Consider the following 20,923-nt stretch of genomic DNA (forward strand, 5'->3'; position numbering starts at 1 on the left):
CGGTTTGCGGACGCCGCACTGGGTCAGCGTCCATAGCATCAGATTTAAGGGCTTACTCAACCGTTAACGCATTCACAACCTCGGCCACGCTTTTCACGCTGCGGATGTTCCCAATCCCCGTGCCGAGCGCGATATAGCCCTCATCGGTGTTGCCTTCGAGCATGCCAAGACGCAGGCCCCGTAATCCCCCCATCGCCTTGCCCAGCGCGTCGTTGCTTGCGCCTGCTTTATCCATCGCCGCCAGTTTTTCCGCCAGCTTGCCGGGAAGAGAGCGGTAGTAATGGGGCACAGTGCGGAAAAGCAGCAAATCGAGGCCGTTGGCGGCAACGATTTTCTCTTTGACGCCCTGCGGCACGCGGCTTTCTTCCGTGCTGATAAACACTGAACCGGCAAACACGCCTTCCGCGCCCAATGCATGGGCCGCTCTGGCGGTGCGGTTATCGGTAATGCCGCCCGCGGCCATCACCGGAATGTGCTTCACGGCATCGGCAATCAGCGGCACGATGGAAAAGGTGCCAAGCGCCGTTGCGGGTAACGTTCCACCCTCATCAAAACCGGTGGCGACGATAATGTCAGCCCCCATTTCTTCTGCGAGGCAGGTGTTCTCCGGCGTTGGGTTGATGTCGCGGTAGATAATGGCGATACCCGCCTCTTTTAACTCACGGAACAGGGCGGGAATAATGCTGCCTTCCCCGTAGCCCGTATACACCACGGCCCTGACGCCTTCGTCTTTCACCACCTGAAGAATAGGTCCTGTCCAGACGTCATTAACGGCCGTGGGGATCAGGTTCACGCCAAACGGTTTCTCGGTCAGCCGTTTGGTTTTACGAATTTCTTCGCGCATTTTTTCGGCGGTCTCTTCCGGCGTGGAGACCGCGGTGTCGGCGGTTAAACCGGCATTGGGCCCCAGCACGCCGAGCCCTCCGGCATTGCTGACCGCAGCAACTAAACGGGCATCCGTGAGCCAGGATAACGGCCCCTGAATAACAGGTTTTTCGATGCCCAGGATCTGACAAATACGGTTATTTTTCATAGCAGACTCTCCCTTACGTTTGAATGGGGAAGAGTGTAGGGCGCAGGATTGTTAGGAAAAATAGCCAAAAATATTCATCACTGTTATAAAATTAATAATAATATTATCCTGCTCGCGGCAAAAGCATACCTTATGCAAATAAACCTCTTTGAATCTATTCGAATTTTTATTGAAATTGTTGAGTCAGGCAGTCTTAGCCAGGCGGCGGAGAATCTGCAGATCCATCGTCCGGCAGTCACCAAAGCGTTACAGCTTCTGGAGCAGCACAGCGGCACGCGACTACTGCAGCGCACAACGCGTCGGATTAGCCTGACCCCGGATGGGGAAGCGTTTTATCGCCGGAGTAAACCCCTGCTGGCGCAGGCGGACGAATTACTGGAGTCGTTTGGTACGGACCGGGCAATACACGGCCAGCTGCGTGTGGATATGCCGGTCTCTTTTGCCACGCTGCGGGTGATACCTAATCTGCCTGATTTTTATCGTCAGCATCCTGAGATCGACATCATTCTGAGCAGCTCTGACCGCCGTCGGGATATGCTGCGGGATGGCCTGGACTGCGTGCTGCGGGTGGGAGAGCTGGACGACGGCGAGTATATCGCGCGTAAAATCGGGAACATCAAAATCACGACCTGCGCCAGCCCGGCCTGGCTGGCAAAGCACGGTACGCCAGAAACGCCGGATGATTTACGCGAACATCAGGCCATCAACTGGATTAATAACCGCAGCAGACAAATTCATCCGTGGACGTTTACCACGCCAGAAGGCATCGCGGAAATTACCCTGCCCGGTAAGCTTGTCGTGGATAACTCCGAAGCCTACATCGCGGCAGGTCTGGCCGGACTGGGGTTAATGCAGGGGATGAATCTCTTTCTCCAGCCTTACATTGACCGCGGTCTTCTGGTTGAAGTCCTGCCGGACTATCGCTCGCCGGACCGCAAGCTGTCACTGCTCTATCCACACCGCCACCTCTCCCGCAAGGTGCGGGTCTTTACCGAGTGGCTGGAGAGTCTGGTGTGAAAGCGGCCAGCTCGTGACACAGCGCGCCAATCTGTTCTACGGCGTTCAGCAGGCGGGGCGTGGGTTCGTTTGCGCAGTTCAGCCGCAGAAAGTGCGTTAACTCTGCGGCAGGTGAAAACAGGGGGCCAGGGCTGACGCCAATGCCCAGCGCCAGCGCGCGACGGTGCACCTCCAGCGCGTTGACCCGCTGAGGCAGTTCAACCCATAGCAGGAAACCGGCAGCGGGCACGTTAACGCGCGTACCGGACGGAAAGCTCGCCTTGACCTGCGCCACGACGGCGTGAACGCCCTCTGCGATCCGGCGCTTCAGCCGTCGCAGATGGCGATCGTAGTCGCCGCTCGCCAGAACCTCGCTCGTCGCCGCTTCCAGCAGCGGGGCGCCAGCCCATTCTCCGGCCATGCGGGCCTGTAAGACCTGCGGGGTGTAGCGTCCGGCGGCGATCCAGCCGATTCGCCATCCGGGCGCAAGCGTTTTGGACAGGGAACTGCAGTAAATCACATTCCCGCTCTGGTCGAACGCCTTGCAGGCCGGAGGGCGTTGCCCCTCGCCGACCAGGTCACCGTAGACATCGTCCTCAATCAAAGGAATTTCAGCCTCTTCAAGCAGGGCAACCAGTTCCTGCTTGCGCGCGACGGGCATGCTGGCACCCAAAGGGTTTTGCACGGTGGGCGAGGCCAGAACGGCCGCAGGGCGGTGGCAGCGAATGGCGTCCGCCAGCGGTTCCAGCAGCAGGCCTTCCACAGGGTCGGTGGGGATCGCTAACGCCTTCAGGCCTAAATCCTCCAGCAGCAGGAGCGTACCAAAGTAGGCTGGCTGCTCAATCGCCACGACGTCACCCGGCTGGCACACGGCCCGAAGGGCCAGGCGCAGCGCCTGCGTCGCGCCTGCGGTAATAATGAGATCATCCGCGCCGAACCGGGCTCCCCACTGTGCAGAGCGCGCGGCAATCTTGCTTCGCAAATCCCGCCTTCCCGGAGGCAGGCTGTAGCTCTGTCCATGCGCGTCCAGACGACGGCCCGCAGAGTGCAACGCCCGCTGCAGGGCATCTCCCGGCAGCCACGCGGGATCGGGCAGGGCGGCGCCCAGCGGGATCAGCCGGGCTTCTGCACTGCTGAACAGCGACCGGGCCACGGCGGACATTGTGACGGGGACCGGGCCCGGCGTGGAGCGCGCGGGCTCTACGCGCGGTGGCTGGCTGGTCTGACGGATGTAATAGCCTGAACGCGGGCGCGCAACGATCAGCCCTTCAGCCTCAAGGCAGCGAAGGGCCTCCAGCGCCGTCGGAAGGCTAACGCGCTCGCGTTCGGCCAGTTTGCGCGCGGAGATCATCCTGTCACCGGCGCGCAGCGCGCCGGACGTAATGGTAAGACGCAGCATATCCGCAATACGGCGATAGTGAGGAGAGGACTGGGACGGGGCAGACATGGGTAACTGTTCAGGCTAATTTTCGATAAAACTGACTATACAGCCATTGATGCGCGCCATCTATAGTGTCCGGCATGTTCAGGACAAGGAGGCATTATGCAAAGCGATAACTTCAACATTTCCACCTATTTCAAACGCATAAACTATACCGGACCGGCGGGTGCCGATACGGCCACCCTGCATGCGCTCATGCGCCATCAGCTCTTTTCCGTTCCCTTTGAGAATCTGGACGTACAGGCGGGCAAAGTTGTCTCGCTGGCGCCAGACGATATCGCCGATAAGGTGTTAACGCAGGGGCGCGGCGGCTACTGCTATGAGGTAAACGGGCTTTTTGCCATGGCGCTGGAGGCGTTAGGGATCCCTTACCGTTTCGTGGCGGCGCGCCCGATGTTCTACCCCGCGCGGCGGCCGAAAACCCACATGGCGATCGTCGCTGAGGTAGATAGCCGACAGTGGCTTTGCGACCTCGGTTTCGGCAGCTACGGTATTCGTGCGCCGATGGCGCTGGACACGCTTGATGTTGAGATCGTACAGGATTTCGACACGTACCGACTGAGCCGCAGCGCGGAGGGTGAGTATTTGCTTGAGGCGAAGGTGGAGGGAGAGTGGGCCCGGCAGTACGGCTTTGATCTCACCCCTCAGGAATGGATTGATTTCGTTCCGGCCAACTACCTTAACTCCACGCACCCGGATGCCATCTTTGTGCAGAAGCGGGTGGTGGTGCAGCACGGCCCGGAAGGACGCCAGATTTTGCTGGGCGATGTGCTGAAAACCATCACGGCGAACGGCACTGAAACGCGGAAACTGGCGGAGGATGAAATCCGCCATGTCCTGAAGGACCGTTTTGCGCTGACCGCCGCGTAATCTGCCGGGAAACGGTGGAGCCTCAGCGCAGTCCGTCTTCTGCGGCGTTGCGCTGAGCTCCCCACTGTAACAGCAGGCTAAACGACGCGGGTAACACGGTCAGCGTCACCAGCGTCGCGACCAGCAGCCCGCCGATAATGGCATAGGCCATTGGCCCCCAGAAGACCTGATGAGAGATCGGGATCATGCCCAGAATGGCGGCGCAGGCGGTCAGAGAGATGGGTCTGGCCCGGTGTTCCGCGGCCGCCATAATGGCGGCATCGTTTGCCATCCCCTGAGCAAGATTGCTGTCAACTTCGCTAATCAGTATCACCGCGTTGCGCACGATCATCCCCGCCAGGGCGATGACGCCCAGCAGCGCGACAAACCCCATCGGCGTGCCGCCGGGCAGCATAGCCAGCACGATCCCCGGCAGGCCAAACGGGGCCATCAGGAGGGCCAGCAGCATCCGGGAATATCGCCGCAGCTGAAGCATCAGCAGCAACAGCATGAGGACCAGCGTTACCGGAAGAACGGTAAAGACGGAGCTGTTCCCCTTGTCCGATTCGGCAACCGCGCCGCCCTCTTCAATGCTGTAACCTGCGGGCAGGCTCGCGCGCAGCTTGTCGACCGCCGGACGCAGCGCCGCGGATACCGCTTCAGCCTTCAGCCCCGGGGCAAGATCCGTTTGCACCGTGATAAAGGGCACGCGCTGGCGACGCCAGATGACCGGATCGTCCACGCCCCAGACCGGCGTCGCGACGGCGCTGAGCGGAATTTTTTTACCGTCATTCCCCTGAATCGTGAGCGAGGAGAGGGTGGCGGTGCTGTGACGTGCATCGTCCGTGGCCCGCAGCACCACGTCGACAAGGCGGTCGTTATCCCTGATGGAGGTGACAACGCTGCCGGACCAGACGGTGTTCAGCGTGCGGGCGAGGCTTTCTGACGATATTCCCGCCGCCCTGGCCGCCGTCTGATTCACCTTAAGGGTGATGACCCTCTCCGGCTCTCCGGCCGTCTGGTTAACGTCGCGTGAGAACGGAGACCGGCCAATCGCGTCCGTGAGACGGTTCGCCAATGCCCGGACCTGCAGATAATCAGGCCCGCTCACCCGGTATTTGATGGGCCAGCCGACGGGCGGCCCCAGCTCAAGGGGCGACACGCGCGTGATAATGTCGCTAAACTGCGTCGCCAGGAGCCTGTTGAGCTGCGCATGCAGACGATCCCGCGCCTCAAGATCCTTAGCCACCACGACCATCTGGGCGATATTTTCATTTTCCAGCAGCACGTCCATCGGCAGGTAAAAACGGATGGCGCCCGACCCGACATACGTCGAATAGCGATCGATGTTGCCGTTGCCGGCCAGCGCCTTTTCCAGCTTTTCCACCTCTCCTAGCGTTTCCGGCTGCGACGCGTTGGCCGGAAGCGTCAGGCTGACCAGCAGCTCTGGCCGATCCGAGGCGGGGAAAAACTCGCCCTGCATAAACGTCGTGCCGTACGCTGACAGCCCCAGCGCGGAAAGGGCGAGCAGCACGGTAGCGACTCGGTGACGCAGCGCCAGGCGTAAAAGGCGTCCGTACCCGCGCACGATCCTGCCGGGTCCCGCCGCGTGATGTCTGACTTTTTCCGGCAGCAGCCACGTGCCCGTCAGCGGCGAAAACAGGATCGCGACGGCCCAGGAGCAGAGCAGGGCAATGAGCACCACCGCAAACAGGGAAAAGCAGTATTCACCGGCGCTGGAGGCCGCAAAACCAACGGGAATAAAGCCGGCAATCATCACCAGAGTACCGGTGAGCATCGGGAAGGCCGTCGTTTTGAACGCATGCGTGGCCGCGTGCCGACGGGAATCCCCCGCTTCCAGCCGGGAGACCATCGTTTCGACGGCGATCATGGCGTCATCCACCAGCAGGCCCAGGGCAATGATCAGCGCCCCTAGCGAGATACGCTGAAGGCCAATACCGGCGAGCATCATGCCGGCAAACGTCATGGCGAGCACCAGCGGAATGGCCGTCGCCACCACCAGTCCGGCCCGTAACCCCAGCGAGACAAATGAAACCGCCAGCACGATAACAACGGCTTCGATAAGCACCCGGATAAACCCGCTTACCGCGTCACTGACCACCGCTGACTGATCGGCGACTTTCACCATCTCGATACCGTGCGGCAGCCCGGCGCTGAGGGCCGCCATTCTGGCATTCAGCGCAGCGCCGAAACGCAGCATGTTGCCCGTTGGCGCCATCGACACCGCCAGCCCGATAGCCGGTTTGCCGTTCACCCGGTAGGCCGGGGCCGGTGGCTCGGCGATTTCCCGGGTGACGGTGGCAATGTCGGTCAGCGGAATATAGCGATTGTTCACGTGCAGCGTGACGGCGCGTAAGCTCTCCTCGGTCGTGAGCGCTCCGCTGACCTTGATCGCCATGTTCTCTTTTTCGGTACGCATCGTTCCTGCCGGGACAACCGCATTTTGCGCCCGGAGGGCGTCGGCAACCGCCTGAATATCGAGCCCCATGCCGGCCAGGCGTGCCGGAGAAAAGGCGAGAACCCACTGCTCCTGCTGTTCGCCCAGCAGGGTGGTTTTGCCTATATCCGGCAGGGACATCAGCTCTCGACTAATTGTTTCTGCGCGATCCCGCACCTCCCGCAGGGTAAAACCTTCGGGAATAAAGGCGTAAATTGTGCCGAACGTGTCGTCAAACTCGTCGTCCACGGCAGGACCCTGCACCCCTTCGGGCAGGGACGGCGCGATGTCCTGCATTTTTTTGCGAACCTGATACCAGATATCCGGCACGCGTTGCGGGGGCGTATCGTCACGGAGGTTGACGTGGATAACGGTGCGTCCGGCCCGGGTTTCACTTTCGAGATAGTCCAGCCAGGGCGTTTCCTGCAGCTTTTTTTCAAGCGTATCGGTCAGCAGGCGGGTGGTATCCGCCACGGAGGCTCCCGGCCACTGCGCGGAGACGACGGCCGTTTTAATGGTAAAAGCCGGATCTTCGTTACGCGGCAGCTTCTCATAGCAGAACACGCCCATCGCAATCACCAGCAGCATGAAAAAGCTGACCATCTGCTGGTTCTTCAGCGCCCAGGCGGAGAGGTTAAATTTGGCTTGCGGTACTGTGTTCATGGCTGAACCTCTCCGGCAACCACCGGCTCGCCGGAACGTAATGTGCTCACGCCCGCCGTAATCACCCTGTCGCCCGGCTCAAGGCCGGAGGCAATCATGACGGAGGTGGCCGTATAGCTCGCGGGCACCACCGCGCGCAGCTGCGCCCGCGACTGCGGGGTAATCACAAAAACGGCCGGTTTGTCGCCGACGCGGGTCAGCGCCGAGGCGGGAAGGGTGTAGCCGCGCGGGGCTGACGATGGCAACGTGACGGTTACGCTGGCGCCCAGCGCCATGGCCGCCGGCGGGTTTTGCAGGGTGGCCCTGACGCGCCAGGTGCGGGTTTGAGGATCGGCCTGCGGCGTGATATCCCGCAGCGCGGCAGACGCCTGCACCGACGGATCGCTGAGGAGGGAAACCCGCAACTCCGCCTTATCCAGAGGCGGGATCGCATCCGGAGTGGCAATATCAAACGCCACGTCGCGGGCTTCACCCGTTGCCAGCGTCAGCACGGACTGACCGTCGCTGACAACCTGCCCCGCAGAAGCGTTCACGGCGGTGATGACGCCCGCCTGCGGCGCGATCAGGCGCGTCCAGCCGAGGCTTTCGCGGGCATTTCGCCACGCGGCCTCGCTGCTTTTTAAGCGCGCGCGGGCGACAAGCCAGTCCGCACGGGCGCTGTCGAGCTGCGTGCGGGCTATCGCGCCCGTTGGCATGAGCTTTTGCATTCGACTGACGTTAAGCGCGGCGACCTGCGCCGAGGCTTTAGCACCTTCATAGTCGGCCGCCGCGCCGTCGAGCTGGTTTTGCCCGGTCGTGTTGTCAAGCGTGGCCAGCAGCTGTCCGGCAGTGACCCGATCGCCAATATCAACGCTGCGCGTCAGTATTCGGCCCCCGGTCCGAAAGCTCAGGGTCGTTTCATCGCGGGCATGGATCTCACCGGTTCTTTCCAGCGCGGGAATGGTTTGGGCGGTGCCAACGACGACGTAGCGTACCGCTCGCGCAGGGTCGGGCTTATTTTCGTGTTTATCACCGCAGCCGGTCAGCGGAAAAATCGCCAGCGCAAGCAGGGCCAGGGGAAGAAAATGCAGCCAGGAAAGGGTGCGCGCCACGCCGTACAAATGATGCAGGCAGTGGCGGAGGGAGAGAAAAAATTCGTCTGACATAACGCCGCTCCATAAAGGGAATGGCGTTATTAAATGCGCGCTACGTCGAGAAAGATTCGATGTTCTGTCAAGGCTTTATCAAGAGTGAAGATTTTCATTACCGGACGGATGCCAGGGCAATAAAATGCGCACGGCGAGGCCGCCGGTTTCCGGTAATGACGCGCTAATCTCACCCCCATGCGCCTCGCAAATCGCCCGGGCGATGGATAAACCGAGGCCGCTGCCGCCGGAATGCCGCGCGCGGGACTGCTCCTCGCGGCTAAAGCGTTTAAACATTTCCGGTAAGAACTGGGGCGATACCCCCGGCCCGTCATCGGTAAATTCGAGGGTGTAGCGCCCGATGGCGTAGTGCAGCGCCACCTCGAGGTGGCCGCCCTCGCGTCCGTAACGTAGCGCATTTTCCATGAGGATCGTAACGACCTGTCCAAGACGGAACGCATCGCCTCTGAAGGGGCTGGTGCGCGGGTTGCGAAGCGTTATCCGAAAATGATGCGCGTCAGCCTGGGGCATGATCCAGGCAGCCCGCTCCTGAATCAGCTCATCCAGACAAAACGGCTGGTCCTCCAGCACGAGGTTACCCGCGTCGGCGAGCGAGAGAAGGTGAAGCTCATCGGTGAGGCGGTTGAGGTGCTGGAGCTGTTTCATCACCATGCCGAGCTGCGCCGGGCTGGCGTCAAACACGCCGTCTAACATGCCCTGCAGACGCCCGATGGCGGCCGTCAGGGGCGAGCGCAGCTCGTGCGCCATCGCGACGTGCGAGGCGCGGAGCTCTTTTTCATAGCGGGCGAGTTGTCCCGTCATGGAGTTAAAGTCGGTCGCAAAGCTGACCATTTCAGCCGGCGCATCCTCGATCAGTTCCGCCTGGCGGCCAAACTGCCCGTCGGCGACATCCTTTGCCGCATCGCGAAGGCGGCTGAACTGCAGCGCCAGCGGCCGGGCGTGTTTGAGCCCCATCACCACGATAAACGGGATCATCACCAGCACCAGCAGGGCCACCGTGGCCCAGTCGGCTGAGGCGATAGACGGCGTGGAATAGCTCAGGCCCCACCAGGTGTCCACAATCGAGTGGAAGCGGGCCGGATTGGCCTGCGGGTTCTGGCTGAGCGTCAGAAACTCCTGGCGGACCGCCGCTGGCATTTTGCCCATTATCCAGTAGTTCTGTACCGCATAGCGCAGCCACATGCAGGTGGCAATGACGATCACGCTGCCGATAGCCAGCGCCAGGATGCGCGCGCAAATCCAGCGCCACAGAGAGGAGTGCTGATTTTTAATCATGGCTGTCTGAACCTGTAACCCACGCCGCGAACGTTGATCAGCACGCCGGAGATCCCCGCCGCTTCCAGTTTTTTACGCAGGTTATAAATATGGGTGTCCACCACGCGCTCCAGCGCCTCGCTTTCCGGCAGACAGTGCTCCAGTAAATACTGGCGGGAGAACGGGTGCGCCGGAGAACGCAGCAGCGTTGCCAGAAGCGAGAATTCCGTTGGCGTAAGATCGAGCATCACGGGCGCGTCGCCGCCGTTATCCACGCTCGCCACAATGGCGGCCACGTCCACCTCGAGCGTTTGCCAGCGAAGGATCGCTTCGTCCGTCTCTTTTTTACTGCTGCGCCGCAGCACCGCCTGCACCCGAGCTACCACTTCCCCCGGATGATAAGGCTTCACAACGTAATCATCGGCACCGTACCGCAGGGCACCAATACGGTCGGGGGTATCCCCCATGGCCGTGACCATGATCACCGGCACATCGCTTTTACGACGCAGGCCAGCCAGCACCTCGGTGCCGTTAAGCCCCGGCAGCATCACGTCCAGCAGGATGAGGTCGGGCTTCCACCGCTGCGCCATATCCAGTCCGGAATGACCGTCTCCGGTAATGGTCACGTCGTAATTTTCCCGCCGTAAATAGGCCTCGAGCACGCCGGCCGCATCGGCGTCATCTTCAATAATCAGCACTCTTCTGGACAACATCCGTTCACCTTGACCATTTCTTAACACTATCCCGACGATTCATTGATTCAGCCAAATCATACTGCGCCAACATTGTGTGGCCGCCCCCGTATCAGGAGGCGCCAGCGTCCGTATGGAGAGCAGTATGATAGCGATAAAAAAAGTCCTGTATATGTCCGTCCCGCTTCTGATGGCCGTGAGTTCTGGCGCGCAGGCGGATGATGGCTCCGCGTCCGATTCCTTAACCGTCGGGCTGGGGGGACAGTATGCCCCGCGTTACTCAGGCTCAGACAAGCAGGTGTGGCAGGTGGTTCCGGTGCTGCAGGGTCGTAAAGGCGCTTTCTTTATTGATGCGCAAAAAGGGGTGGGATATGACCTGCAAAACGACAGCGGCTGGTATTTTGAACACACGCTGGGCTACGACTTCGGAAGGGCTGATAAAAATTCTGGCTGGCGTGAGGGCGCAAACAATCTGAAAGGAATGGGGGACATTGATGCCACCCTGAATACCGGCCTTGCCGTCGGCTGGCAGGCCACGCCATGGCTGAGTATGGAAGGCAAAGCGACGCTGCCGTTAACGGACAGCCAGGGGGCAAGCTATCAGGCCTCCGTGACGCTGATCCCCGTGCAAAATAACCAGGATACGGTTGCCTTTCAGTCTGCGGCCCTGTTCGGCGACGGCCGTTATCTGAATACCTGGTATGGGGTCAGCGAGCAGCAGAGCCGCCGCACCGGCTATCGCCGCTATGCTGCGACGGGTGGATTCTACGGCGTCGACACCAGCCTGACCTGGAGCCATCAGTTCGATGCCCACTGGGGAACGGTGCTGAGCGCGGACTATAGCTGGCTGGGCGATCGTGCGAATAACAGCCCGATCGTGATGCGGCGCAATGAGGGAGCTGCAACCGCCGCTATCATCTGGACATTTTAAATTCGAGAAGCACGAGGGGACGAGAGGATTATTTCTTCTTATCCATCATCGCTTTTAAATCGGCAAACGGGTTAAACGTGGCGACGCCCACGTCTTTTTGCGCGTCTTCCCCGGCGACCACGGTGGTGCCGTACTGATCCGCTTCGGTGTATTTCGAATGTTCGTGATCGTGGCAAAACAGGCACAACAGCTCCCAGTTGCTGCCATCTTCCGGGTTGTTGGTATGGTCGTGATCGATATGATGAACCGTGAGTTCACGCAGATTGGAATAGACAAACTCGCGCGAGCAGCGTCCACACACCCATGGATAGATTTTTAATGCTTTTTCGCGATAGCCGCTTTCCAGCCGCGCGTAGTTTTTGGGGATCAAAGCCATTGCCGGTTTTACCTGTGATAAAAATAGTGTGTCAATATAGCCCATCGGGTGCCGTAAAGGTAAACGCCATTGCTCCGTTAGAGTGAAAATGCGCCTTCAAGCGTAATCACACATTTTCCCCCTACGCGAACCACCGCCTTTCCTGACGAGGCATCGTATCCCGCGAACAGCACGCTTGCTCGCCCCATATCAACGCCCTGACTGACGTTAAGGTTAAGCGTCGTTTTATTGCGGTGCAACGCCAGCAGCGCCGTTGTAGCGGCGGTCGCGCTACCTGTTGCAGGATCTTCTGTCATGCGGGGAGTAAACATGCGGGCCTGCATATCGTGAGGTTCATCGGGATCCGTATCCAGGGTATAGGCATAGAGGGAAACCGCGCCATCCAGCGGTAACGTTGCGCGAAAACCCTGTAAATTCGGCACGCACCGACGAAGCGCCTCGCGAGAAGCCAGCTCGGCTATCAGGAAGGGCAGACCTACCGACGCGACAACAGGCATATGTACCGCGGTACGGATATCTTCTGCGTTCAGGGATAAGCAGGCAGCCACGCTTTCCGGGCTTACTTCAGAGCGGCAGGAGAGTGCCTCAGGCACCAGGAGTTCTGCGCCAGTCACGGTATCGTTGTCACGCAGCAGGCGTACTGGCACCAGACCGGCTATTTCCTCGAAGTGCAGCGTTTCAGGCAGGGGCTGATGATTCATCGCGGCGTGATAGGCCAGCACGTACGCAGTTCCAACATTCGGGTGCCCGGCGAAGGGGATCTCGCGCGAGGGCGTAAAAATTCGCACGCGTGCCGTACTGGAGGGATTGTCTGGCGGCAGAACGAACGTGGTTTCGCTGTAGCCAAATTCAACGGCGACCTGCTGCATTTGTGCTTTGCTCATACCCTCCGCATCGAGTACGACGGCGACAGGGTTACCCTGAAACGGGGTGTCAGTAAAAACATCCGCAACAACATAGCGTCTCTTCATTTTCTGTCCGGTGTAAAAATCCTGACATAGAGTAGTAACGTTAAATCAAACCGATAACCAGCCGTTTTTTACCTGACGGACCTGAAAAAAATTCAATCAATTTATTTGAATTATTCCGTTAAATAAACGGCATTTATTCTTACCGGGTAATGCGTAAAGTGTATAGAACGCAAAGCATTATCAGGACACATGGTTATGAAAAAGATCGGGTTTTTATCCTTTGGTCACTGGACGCCTTCACCGCAGTCCGGCACGCGCTCGGCGGCAGACACGCTGCTGCAGTCCATTGATTTAGCCGTGGCGGCTGAAGAGCTGGGGGCAGACGGCGCCTATTTCCGCGTGCACCATTTCGCCCGACAGCTGAGCTCGCCGTTTCCTCTGCTGGCGGCCATTGGCGCAAAAACGAAAACCATCGAAATCGGTACCGGCGTAATTGACATGCGCTATGAAAACCCGATGTACATGGCCGAAGACGCGGGCGCGGCGGATCTGATTTCCGGCGGTCGTTTGCAGCTTGGCATCAGCCGCGGCTCGCCGGAGCAGGTCATTGATGGCTGGCGTCATTTCGGCTATGTCCCGCAGGAAGGGGAAGACGAATCGGATATGGCGCGCCGTCATACCGAGGTGCTGCTTGAGGTGCTGCGCGGTGAAGGGTTTGCCAAACCCAATCCGCAGCCTATGTTCCCGAATCCGCCGGGGCTGCTGCGCCTGGAGCCGTATTCTGAAGGGCTGCGCGAGCGTATCTGGTGGGGCGCCGGTTCGAATGCGACGGCCGTATGGGCCGCAAAGCTGGGAATGAACCTGCAAAGTTCAACCCTGAAGGACGATGAAACCGGCGAGCCGTTCCATATTCAGCAGGCAAAACAGATCCGCGCGTACCGTCAGGCCTGGAAAGAGGCAGGGCATACGCGCCAGCCGCGGGTGTCGGTCAGCCGCAGCATTTTTGCGCTAATGGACGACCGCGACCGGATGTATTTCGGTGCCAGCCGCAACGACAGCGATAGCGTGGGCTACCTTGATGAGAAAACGCGCGCCATCTTCGGGCGCAGCTATGCGGCGGAGCCGGACAAGCTGATTGAACAGCTGAAAAAGGACGACGCGATTGCCGAAGCCGATACGTTATTACTGACCGTGCCGAACCAGCTCGGTGTGGATTACAATGCGCACGTAATTGAATCCATTCTCAAACACGTCGCACCGGCAATGGGCTGGCGCGAGTAGTTGGCACGCAAGGATAGCGCGTGGCGTGATTCTCAATCTGTAACTATCCGGGCGCTTATCGCGAAGACTGGAGGGGCAATACGTCCCTCCTGTCAGCGCTATTTGTGGCTCATATCGCTCAGCAGCACGGCGATAGTTTGCCCGCCCGCCGTCTGTTCCAGGGCAATCTTGACGATAATGGTTAGCGGGACGGAGAGCAGCATCCCAACGGGCCCGAGAAGCCAGCCCCAGAAAATCAGGGACAAAAAGACCACCAGCGTGGAGAGTCCCAGCCCCCGACCCATCATGCGTGGCTCAAGAATATTACCGAACACCAGGTTGATGACCAGATAGCCGGCCAGCAGGATCAGCGCGTCATAAAGCCCGCTGAAAACCAGCACCTGGAGGATAGGGGGGATCGCCGCCAGCACGGAGCCGATGTTGGGAATATAGTTAAGCGCAAACGCCAGTAACCCCCAGACAAACGCAAAGCGAACGTCCAGCGCAAGAAGCATTCCCCAGACAACACCGCCCGTGACCAGGCTAATCGCCGTTTTCAGCACCAGATAGCGGGAGACGCTGTCCAGCGCGCGTTGAATCGCTCCCATTCCTTCAACCGGACGGACCATCATCTGCTGCAGCTTTGCCGGCAGCTGCGGCACCTCCAGCAGCATGAACACCACCGTTAAAAACAGCAGGAAAATGGAGGTCATGGCATTGGAAAGCTGCGCCAGCAGGCTGGTGACGATCGTCATGGCCGCATTGGGGTCGATATATTTCAGGAGTTCCTCAACCGAGACTTCGATGCCCGCGCGCTGCAGCCAGGGTTCCAGCTGCAGCAGCGGTATCGCCAGCGAAGAGCGGTACTTCGGCAGCGTTCGCGCCAGTTCATTGAGCGAGGTCCCCAGATACGCCACCAGCAAGACCATCGCCACAATGATGATGCTGATAAGCAGCGTAATCGCCAGCACGCGCGGGATGCGTAGCCGCGTCATGCGCTGCACCAGCGGGTTAAGGATCACCGCAACAAACAGGGCCAGAATAAAAGGCACAATAATGTCGGCGGCAAAACGAACGCCCGTCAGTATGATCACCAGCATGCCCAGCATGATGACAATTTTTAACCCGTTCAGGGTAATAATGGGTTTAGCCATGGTGACTCCGAATTTTTCTTTATATTTATAATAAAGGTGAAAGGCGTTGCAATAAACTAACCAAAATCAAACGGTATGGGTAAAGAATTGCAAAGACTTTGAGTAAAATCCTGGCTTATGGTACAAATCTGGTGTGTTTAACTACTGAGGACAATTTTCATCCGCAAAGACGAGAAGCAACAACGCGGATAATTGTAATTTTATGGACAATATGTTCAGGACGTACTCTTCAAACAATACCGCTGTATACTCCACCTCCTTCTGCCTGCTTTCTGGTGAGCAACACTGGCGCACCGCACTATAGTCACGTCTTCTGCCTGAGCTGGCGCTAAGCGCTTAGCTTTCTGATTTCAATTCGTTTTTTTGGGTTTGCTGCACGCAGCGAGCCATGATGGATTATATTCTCAAGCAGGAGAAAAACATGTTTTACTGGATCCTATTAGCGCTGGCTATCATCGCTGAAATTACCGGCACGCTGTCTATGAAATGGGCAAGCGTCAGCGATGGCAACACCGGTTTTATTTTGATGCTGGTGATGATTTCACTTTCTTATATTTTCCTCTCGTTTGCGGTGAAAAAAATTGCGCTGGGCGTCGCGTATGCACTGTGGGAAGGGATCGGTATTTTGTTGATTACGCTGTTCAGCGTGCTGATATTTGACGAAACATTAACAACAATGAAGGTCGCCGGATTAACGACGCTGGTTGCGGGTATTGTGCTGATTAAATCGGGTACCCGTAAGCCTGGCAAACAGCAGAAGGAGCAGAACCATGCAACAGTTTGAGTGGGTTCATGCGGCCTGGCTGGGGCTCGCCATCGTGCTGGAGATTCTGGCGAACGTTCTGCTGAAATTCTCGGATGGTTTTCGCCGTAAACTCTACGGCCTGATGTCGATTGCCGCGGTTCTGGGGGCGTTCAGCGCGCTGTCTCAGGCGGTAAAAGGGATCGATCTTTCGGTGGCCTATGCGCTGTGGGGCGGTTTTGGTATCGCCGCTACCCTGGCCGCTGGCTGGGTACTCTTCGGCCAGCGCTTAAACAACAAGGGCTGGATGGGCCTCATCTTGCTGCTTGCCGGCATGATCATGATAAAACTCGCCTGACAGACCTCTCGCCATGATTTACAGGCAGCGAAATTCGCTGCCTGTATTACGCTTAGAAAAGCAAAACATGAAGAGGATGGCTGATGTATCGCACATTAAGCTGGCGCAATATTCCCAATGCGAGAACGTTGTTTGCCCTGGTCTTCATGGCGGGCATCGGCTTAATCATCTCCATCGTCGCACTGCTCTATCTATCCCTGCATCTTATCAGCACCAAAACCAACGAAATTGATGAACACCGCACGGCGCTTTCCGTGCAGGGGTCTATTCAGACATCGGTTAACCGCGTCTCCTCTCTGGTGCTTGATAACGCCGTCTGGGACGATGCGGTGCGGGAGGCCTACCGTCCCACGCTTGATACCGACTGGCTGTACAACACCTGGGGTACGGGCTTTAAAATCAATAACCTCTATGACGGCACCTTCATGCTGGATGAGCATTTCAACGTCCTCTGGGGATCGTTTCAAAGCCGGCCCTTTAACGAAAAAAACCTCGACTTCTTTGGTAAAGGCCTCAAAGCGCTTATCGACCAGCACGGGCGCGAGCTTGCGGGCGAAAAAAATATCTATGCGGGGATCAGCCAGACGCGCAACGGCGTGGCCTTTGTCGGCATTGGGCTGATTCGCCCGATGGTCGGCAGCTTACAGGTCCACGACGGAACGCGCCGCTATCTGGTGATTACCCGCCATCTGAACGCCAGAATATTATCCGACCTGGGCGGCACCTTTCAGATCGATAACCTCCATTTTACCCCAGGCAAAATCAACGATCGCAGTATGCCGCTGCACAGTGCGGCAGGGGAGTTAGTCGGATATCTGAACTGGCAGGCGCGGCTCCCGGGCGCACAGGCCGCCCGGGCGGCATCGTCTGATATCAGGCAGATTGTGGTGCTGGTGTCGGGGCTGATTCTGCTCTTCATTCTGGTGAGCAGCGTGGGGCTGTACAAACTCGCGCGCGGCGAAAGCCAGGCGCGTCTGGTTGCAAGAACGGACTGGCTAAGCCATCTGCCGAACCGGCGCGCGCTTATCGAAACGCTTGATCGGGTGCGTTTACGCGGCGATACCGACGTCAAAAGCGTGGTGTTTATCGATCTGGACGGTTTTAAAGATGTGAATGACATCTACGGCCACAGCGTGGGTGACGACCTCATCGTGGCGATAGCAAAAACGCTGAATGAACGCGTGCCGCCGGGCGGGATGCTGGCGCGCATGGGCGGGGATGAGTTTGCCATGACCATCGGTGGAGATGATGCAGAGGCGCAGGCTACCGCCTTTGCCGTTTCCGTGCTGGATTTTCTCACCACCCCGGTTCAGCTGGGGGAACGCACCATCCATATCGGTGCCAGCATCGGCATCGCCAGCGGAACCCTGACGGAATGCAACAGTTCCGAACTGTTTCGCCGTGCCGATATTGCCATGTATCACGCCAAAATGAGCGGGAAAGGGCGTATTACCCACTACGACGCGGAGCTGAACAGCGTCCGGGAACGCAAGCTGGCGATTGAAAATCAGATCCGCAGCGGTCTGGAGCGCGATGAGTTTGAGGTCTGGTATCAGCCGATCGTTGACGCCCGCAGTCAGACAATGAGCAGCGTCGAAGCGCTGGTCCGCTGGCCACGTCGCCCGGAGGGGCCGCTGGGTCCGGATACCTTTATCGCCATTGCGGAGACCAGCGGTCTGATTTACAAGCTGGGTCAGTTCGTATTGCAGCGAGCATGTGAGGATCTACAGCCGTACGGTGAATTAAAGCTCTCCGTGAATATCTCCCCCGCGCAATTTCGCGATCCTGCCTTCGAAGAAAAAGTGGCCAGCGTGCTGGAGAGCACCCGTTTCCCGGCCAACCGGCTGCAGCTTGAGGTTACGGAGTCGTATGTACTGGAAAATCCGGAGCGAGCCCGCATGGCGATAGCGAATCTTAAAGCGCTGGGTACGGCGGTGGCGCTGGATGACTTTGGCACCGGCTATTCCAGCATTGGCTATTTGCGGCGTTTTAACTTCGACACCATCAAGATCGATAAATCCCTGGCCGGGCTGGTGGATAACGATGAACAGGCGGCCGCGCTGGTGAGCGGTACGGTGCGGATCGCCAATGCGCTGGGCATGGCGGTGGTGGCAGAAGGGGTGGAAACCGAGAAGCAAATGAAACTGCTGCGGCTGGCTGGCTGCGATCAACTGCAGGGTTTTTGGTTCAGCCAGCCGATGCCAATTGAGTCAATCAAAGCGTTACGTAAGGTCAGACGCTGCTGATTTACTGCTGCGCCAGCGTTTCCAGCTGGTCGCGGAAACCGGTAACGGACAAGGCGCGGTTATCGGCGCGCCACCGGTCTTTTGCCGCCGGCGCAGAGCTCTGGACACCAATCAACTGCCAGCCATTGTCGGTTTTCAGCATCAGCGGCGAACCACTGTCACCCGGCAACGTATCGCACTGATGCGAGAGTACGCTGGTTTGCGCCCAGCCCGTCACAATACAGTCGCTGTGCGTATAAAGCGTATCCAGATGATCGACAGGATAGCCTGACTGCGTCACCTTTCGGTCGGCGGCTTTCAGCGCGGCGGTGAGAGCGGCCTTGTCGCCGTCAAATAACGGTAGAGGCGTAATGCCCGAAGGCGGGTAGCGTAAAACGATCAGGCCAAAATCCCATGAGGCGGCCGCCGGTGGCACGATCCAGCCGTCGCCATCCGGCTTCAGGCGTTTGCCGAGAGACGGATCGACCCGTCCTTCAATGCCGTGGATTTCATAGCGCCAGGTCCCTTTTTGCGACACAAACCGCAAGGCAACCGCTTTATCCGGCTTGCCGTTTGGCGGCGTTAACAGGCAGTGACCTGCCGTCAGGGCAAGCTGCGGGGTGATCAGCGTCGCGGTGCATAAGTTACCGCTGGCGGTTTCCAGTTGACCTATAGCATCCCAGGGGGCCTGGGTGGGATCGGCGACGCGCGTACGATCGTCATGACCGAAAAAAAGCGTCTTTAGCTCTTTCGCGCTAATGGTGTCATCACCGCCATCATCCGCATGTGAGAATCCAGAAAAAAGACCAAACGTTCCCAGTAACAACACAACAGATTTACGCATATTACACTCTGGTGGGGGTAATTATGATTATTAAAAGTGAACCCTATGAAAATACTATAGACGGGACAGCGCTAAAGTGGGAGTAAAATCAGCGTGCTACAATCAGGAAAGATAAAAATGGCTGGCGATGAGCGCGCATAAAATAAGCAGGATAAGAATCAGCTCAAACCGATAGCGTCGCAGCATACGCCCTCCGGAAATAAAAAAACGGCGCGGAACCTGTTCCGGTTCAGCGCCGGTTTACCAACGTGCCCCGAAGGGCACGGTTAAGCTTGTACTCTTACGCAGCTGGCTGTGCAGCTGGTTTAGCAGCTTCGTGTTTTACTGCTTTTTTGTGATGCTTTTTAGCAGCCTGAGCTTTCTGTTCTACAGCCGGTTTGGTCGCTTTTTTGTGGTGCTTTTTAGCAGCCTGCGCTTTCTGCTCTACAGCCGGTTTAGCGGCTTTTTTGTGGTGCTTTTTAGCAGCCTGCGCTTTCTGTTCTACAGCCGGTTTAGCGGCTTTCTTGTGGTGCTTTTTGGCAGCCTGAGCTTTCTGCTCGGTTGGTGCTGCGGTTGCTGGCGCAGCGGCTTCCTTTTTCACTGCAGCTTTGTGATGTTTCTTATGGTGAACCGCTTTTGCTGGCGCAGCGGTGGTGGTTGCAGCAGGAGCCGCAGCCGGTGCGGCAGTTGCGGTAGTGTCAGCAGCAAATGCAGCAGAAGACAGACCCATAGCAGCGGCAACAACCAGAGCTAATACTTTATTCATTCTCATACCCTCGAATTTGGTTTTTCATTTAACCCCACTGCGGGGCCGTTGAAATAACTATATCCCTGTAAATTCGAGGTTTCCGTGAGTGATTGGTATCGGCGTGTAACGGAATGTACAGAGGGGAGGAAAGTGTACGAACAGGCCAAACGCCGCTGCTCGTACGGGCCTCTGTTATTTGTTCAGTGTGGCCAGAATAGCCGCCGGAGACTGGCTGCCTATAATCGACCGTGATTCAGGCTCGATCACCACCATTACCGGGGTGATGCTAATGCCCAAACGTTCTGCCAGGGCAGATTGCCGCGCGATCAGATCGGAACAGGCTGTGGTGGTGTCGTTATCCGGTAAAAATCCCGCCATCGCTTGTTGCAGGCTTTTGACCTTATCGGTTGAACACCAGACGCGCCCCATATCTTCAATCACCGAATCGCGAATGGCGTTGGGCGCAACGGTCAGAAACGACATCGTCAAACCGGCATCCGTATATTGCTTAACGCTTTTCACTACGTTGCTGCAGTAAATGCACTGGTTATCAATAAACACCAGCAGCTTATATTTTTCAGCAGGAGCCTGAAACGTGATGGGCTGGAGGTCTGCAAGAGAGCGGGTAATATCGTTGAACGCGTCTTGCGGGGTATTATCCGTGGCTGCGAAAGTACTTAAACTGGTCGCACACAGAATGGCTAACATCGTTTTCATTATGCCTTTCATCATTCATCCCTTTATTTTTTTAATCCTGACCTGATAGCAGTCTAATTGTGTCGGAAGGACACGCATTCATACACCCGACGCAATCATGACAACATGTGCTAAATCATATTCTTATTGAAAAGGGTGAGAAGAGTG

Annotated in this window: 19 protein-coding genes and 1 pseudogene; 8 read left to right on the plus strand and 12 right to left on the minus strand. The window is 57.9% G+C overall.

The window, feature by feature from the left end:
• Nucleotides 1-52: 52 nt before the first annotated feature.
• On the minus strand, nt 53-1,033 hold the full coding sequence (locus EnteroDNA1_RS01970) for an NAD(P)H-dependent flavin oxidoreductase (RefSeq protein ID WP_069302728.1): 981 nt from the start codon (nt 1,031-1,033) through the stop codon (nt 53-55).
• A gap of 132 nt (nt 1,034-1,165) precedes the next feature.
• On the opposite strand from EnteroDNA1_RS01970, the gene EnteroDNA1_RS01975 reads away from it, so the two are divergent.
• Nucleotides 1,166-2,050 carry a LysR family transcriptional regulator gene (locus EnteroDNA1_RS01975; protein WP_064672935.1) on the plus strand — a complete coding sequence of 295 codons (885 nt, stop codon included), beginning with the start codon at nt 1,166-1,168 and terminating at the stop codon, nt 2,048-2,050.
• Here the strand turns inward: EnteroDNA1_RS01975 and EnteroDNA1_RS01980 are convergent.
• A complete protein-coding gene (locus EnteroDNA1_RS01980) occupies nt 2,022-3,476 on the minus strand; it encodes an aminotransferase-like domain-containing protein (protein ID WP_064672380.1) in 1,455 nt (484 codons plus the stop codon). The genes EnteroDNA1_RS01975 and EnteroDNA1_RS01980 overlap by 29 nt on opposite strands.
• 96 nt (nt 3,477-3,572) lie before the next feature.
• Between EnteroDNA1_RS01980 and EnteroDNA1_RS01985 the strand changes: the two genes are divergently transcribed.
• Complete coding sequence (locus EnteroDNA1_RS01985; protein ID WP_064672381.1) at nt 3,573-4,340, plus strand: arylamine N-acetyltransferase family protein; 768 nt, start codon at nt 3,573-3,575, stop codon at nt 4,338-4,340.
• Between the two features lie 22 nt (nt 4,341-4,362).
• Here EnteroDNA1_RS01985 and EnteroDNA1_RS01990 read toward each other — a convergent pair whose 3' ends face one another.
• The 4 genes from EnteroDNA1_RS01990 to EnteroDNA1_RS02005 all read right to left on the minus strand — a co-directional run bounded on the left by EnteroDNA1_RS01990 (nt 4,363) and on the right by EnteroDNA1_RS02005 (nt 10,552).
• Nucleotides 4,363-7,440, minus strand: a complete 3,078-nt coding sequence (locus EnteroDNA1_RS01990; protein WP_064672382.1) for an efflux RND transporter permease subunit — start codon at nt 7,438-7,440, stop codon at nt 4,363-4,365.
• Nucleotides 7,437-8,585, minus strand: a complete 1,149-nt coding sequence (locus EnteroDNA1_RS01995) for an efflux RND transporter periplasmic adaptor subunit (RefSeq protein WP_064672383.1) — start codon at nt 8,583-8,585, stop codon at nt 7,437-7,439. The genes EnteroDNA1_RS01990 and EnteroDNA1_RS01995 overlap by 4 nt, the downstream gene beginning before the upstream one ends.
• 78 nt (nt 8,586-8,663) lie before the next feature.
• On the minus strand, nt 8,664-9,860 hold the full coding sequence (locus EnteroDNA1_RS02000; protein WP_069302729.1) for a sensor histidine kinase: 1,197 nt from the start codon (nt 9,858-9,860) through the stop codon (nt 8,664-8,666).
• The gene (locus EnteroDNA1_RS02005; protein WP_029739347.1) at nt 9,857-10,552 is read right to left on the minus strand and encodes a response regulator; all 696 of its coding nucleotides are present in this window, start codon (nt 10,550-10,552) and stop codon (nt 9,857-9,859) included. Before EnteroDNA1_RS02005 ends, EnteroDNA1_RS02000 begins: the two co-directional genes overlap by 4 nt.
• 124 nt (nt 10,553-10,676) lie before the next feature.
• Between EnteroDNA1_RS02005 and EnteroDNA1_RS02010 the strand changes: the two genes are divergently transcribed.
• Nucleotides 10,677-11,462, plus strand: coding sequence for a MipA/OmpV family protein (locus tag EnteroDNA1_RS02010; RefSeq protein ID WP_069302730.1), 786 nt, complete (start codon nt 10,677-10,679; stop codon nt 11,460-11,462).
• Nucleotides 11,463-11,490: 28 nt separating this feature from the next.
• Here EnteroDNA1_RS02010 and yajD read toward each other — a convergent pair whose 3' ends face one another.
• Nucleotides 11,491-11,838 carry an HNH nuclease YajD gene (gene yajD / locus EnteroDNA1_RS02015; RefSeq protein WP_003857471.1) on the minus strand — a complete coding sequence of 116 codons (348 nt, stop codon included), beginning with the start codon at nt 11,836-11,838 and terminating at the stop codon, nt 11,491-11,493.
• Nucleotides 11,839-11,915: 77 nt separating this feature from the next.
• Nucleotides 11,916-12,809, minus strand: a complete 894-nt coding sequence (locus tag EnteroDNA1_RS02020; RefSeq protein WP_064672387.1) for a PhzF family phenazine biosynthesis protein — start codon at nt 12,807-12,809, stop codon at nt 11,916-11,918.
• A gap of 195 nt (nt 12,810-13,004) precedes the next feature.
• Between EnteroDNA1_RS02020 and EnteroDNA1_RS02025 the strand changes: the two genes are divergently transcribed.
• Nucleotides 13,005-14,030 (plus strand): LLM class flavin-dependent oxidoreductase, encoded by a 1,026-nt coding sequence (locus EnteroDNA1_RS02025; protein ID WP_032657621.1) that lies wholly within the window; start codon nt 13,005-13,007, stop codon nt 14,028-14,030.
• A 98-nt stretch (nt 14,031-14,128) separates the two neighbouring features.
• Here the strand turns inward: EnteroDNA1_RS02025 and EnteroDNA1_RS02030 are convergent, their stop codons facing one another.
• Nucleotides 14,129-15,163, minus strand: coding sequence for an AI-2E family transporter (locus EnteroDNA1_RS02030; RefSeq protein ID WP_039262698.1), 1,035 nt, complete (start codon nt 15,161-15,163; stop codon nt 14,129-14,131).
• A 133-nt stretch (nt 15,164-15,296) separates the two neighbouring features.
• On the opposite strand from EnteroDNA1_RS02030, the pseudogene EnteroDNA1_RS22660 reads away from it, so the two are divergent.
• The 4 genes and pseudogenes from EnteroDNA1_RS22660 (at nt 15,297) to EnteroDNA1_RS02045 (ending at nt 18,509) form a co-directional block, all read left to right on the plus strand.
• Nucleotides 15,297-15,467: pseudogene (locus EnteroDNA1_RS22660) on the plus strand (protein YdgV).
• Between the two features lie 117 nt (nt 15,468-15,584).
• Nucleotides 15,585-15,947, plus strand: coding sequence for a multidrug/spermidine efflux SMR transporter subunit MdtJ (mdtJ, locus tag EnteroDNA1_RS02035; RefSeq protein WP_029739354.1), 363 nt, complete (start codon nt 15,585-15,587; stop codon nt 15,945-15,947).
• Nucleotides 15,934-16,263: a multidrug/spermidine efflux SMR transporter subunit MdtI gene (mdtI, locus tag EnteroDNA1_RS02040; RefSeq protein WP_024909144.1), complete on the plus strand. Its 330-nt coding sequence runs from the start codon at nt 15,934-15,936 to the stop codon at nt 16,261-16,263. Before mdtJ ends, mdtI begins: the two co-directional genes overlap by 14 nt.
• An 83-nt stretch (nt 16,264-16,346) precedes the next feature.
• Nucleotides 16,347-18,509, plus strand: a complete 2,163-nt coding sequence (locus EnteroDNA1_RS02045) for a bifunctional diguanylate cyclase/phosphodiesterase (protein ID WP_064672388.1) — start codon at nt 16,347-16,349, stop codon at nt 18,507-18,509.
• Between the two features lies 1 nt (nt 18,510).
• Here EnteroDNA1_RS02045 and EnteroDNA1_RS02050 read toward each other — a convergent pair whose 3' ends face one another.
• From EnteroDNA1_RS02050 to EnteroDNA1_RS02060, 3 genes are all read right to left on the minus strand, one after another.
• Nucleotides 18,511-19,332 (minus strand): trypsin-like serine peptidase, encoded by an 822-nt coding sequence (locus tag EnteroDNA1_RS02050; protein WP_064672389.1) that lies wholly within the window; start codon nt 19,330-19,332, stop codon nt 18,511-18,513.
• A gap of 280 nt (nt 19,333-19,612) precedes the next feature.
• On the minus strand, nt 19,613-20,077 hold the full coding sequence (asr, locus tag EnteroDNA1_RS02055; RefSeq protein WP_069302731.1) for an acid resistance repetitive basic protein Asr: 465 nt from the start codon (nt 20,075-20,077) through the stop codon (nt 19,613-19,615).
• Between the two features lie 174 nt (nt 20,078-20,251).
• Complete coding sequence (locus EnteroDNA1_RS02060) at nt 20,252-20,776, minus strand: thioredoxin fold domain-containing protein (RefSeq protein WP_231926984.1); 525 nt, start codon at nt 20,774-20,776, stop codon at nt 20,252-20,254.
• Nucleotides 20,777-20,923 lie beyond the last annotated feature (147 nt).

Origin of the sequence: Enterobacter sp. HK169, assembly GCF_001719105.1 — a bacterium.
Classification (GTDB): Bacteria; Pseudomonadota; Gammaproteobacteria; order Enterobacterales; family Enterobacteriaceae; genus Enterobacter; species Enterobacter asburiae_B.

Excerpts from the sequence above, each read along its gene's own strand:
- EnteroDNA1_RS02045 (WP_064672388.1), top strand. The coding sequence starts at position 16,347 with ATGTATCGCACATTAAGCTGGCGCAATATTCCCAATGCGAGAACGTTG.
- EnteroDNA1_RS02030 (WP_039262698.1), bottom strand. The coding sequence starts at position 15,163 with ATGGCTAAACCCATTATTACCCTGAACGGGTTAAAAATTGTCATCATG.
- mdtJ (WP_029739354.1), top strand. The coding sequence starts at position 15,585 with ATGTTTTACTGGATCCTATTAGCGCTGGCTATCATCGCTGAAATTACC.
- EnteroDNA1_RS01975 (WP_064672935.1), top strand. The coding sequence starts at position 1,166 with ATGCAAATAAACCTCTTTGAATCTATTCGAATTTTTATTGAAATTGTT.
- EnteroDNA1_RS01985 (WP_064672381.1), top strand. The coding sequence starts at position 3,573 with ATGCAAAGCGATAACTTCAACATTTCCACCTATTTCAAACGCATAAAC.
- yajD (WP_003857471.1), bottom strand. The coding sequence starts at position 11,838 with ATGGCTTTGATCCCCAAAAACTACGCGCGGCTGGAAAGCGGCTATCGC.
- EnteroDNA1_RS02005 (WP_029739347.1), bottom strand. The coding sequence starts at position 10,552 with ATGTTGTCCAGAAGAGTGCTGATTATTGAAGATGACGCCGATGCGGCC.
- EnteroDNA1_RS02060 (WP_231926984.1), bottom strand. The coding sequence starts at position 20,776 with ATGAAAACGATGTTAGCCATTCTGTGTGCGACCAGTTTAAGTACTTTC.
- EnteroDNA1_RS02025 (WP_032657621.1), top strand. The coding sequence starts at position 13,005 with ATGAAAAAGATCGGGTTTTTATCCTTTGGTCACTGGACGCCTTCACCG.
- EnteroDNA1_RS02050 (WP_064672389.1), bottom strand. The coding sequence starts at position 19,332 with ATGCGTAAATCTGTTGTGTTGTTACTGGGAACGTTTGGTCTTTTTTCT.
- EnteroDNA1_RS02000 (WP_069302729.1), bottom strand. The coding sequence starts at position 9,860 with ATGATTAAAAATCAGCACTCCTCTCTGTGGCGCTGGATTTGCGCGCGC.
- EnteroDNA1_RS01980 (WP_064672380.1), bottom strand. The coding sequence starts at position 3,476 with ATGTCTGCCCCGTCCCAGTCCTCTCCTCACTATCGCCGTATTGCGGAT.
- mdtI (WP_024909144.1), top strand. The coding sequence starts at position 15,934 with ATGCAACAGTTTGAGTGGGTTCATGCGGCCTGGCTGGGGCTCGCCATC.
- EnteroDNA1_RS01995 (WP_064672383.1), bottom strand. The coding sequence starts at position 8,585 with ATGTCAGACGAATTTTTTCTCTCCCTCCGCCACTGCCTGCATCATTTG.
- EnteroDNA1_RS01990 (WP_064672382.1), bottom strand. The coding sequence starts at position 7,440 with ATGAACACAGTACCGCAAGCCAAATTTAACCTCTCCGCCTGGGCGCTG.
- EnteroDNA1_RS02010 (WP_069302730.1), top strand. The coding sequence starts at position 10,677 with ATGATAGCGATAAAAAAAGTCCTGTATATGTCCGTCCCGCTTCTGATG.
- EnteroDNA1_RS01970 (WP_069302728.1), bottom strand. The coding sequence starts at position 1,033 with ATGAAAAATAACCGTATTTGTCAGATCCTGGGCATCGAAAAACCTGTT.
- asr (WP_069302731.1), bottom strand. The coding sequence starts at position 20,077 with ATGAATAAAGTATTAGCTCTGGTTGTTGCCGCTGCTATGGGTCTGTCT.
- EnteroDNA1_RS02020 (WP_064672387.1), bottom strand. The coding sequence starts at position 12,809 with ATGAAGAGACGCTATGTTGTTGCGGATGTTTTTACTGACACCCCGTTT.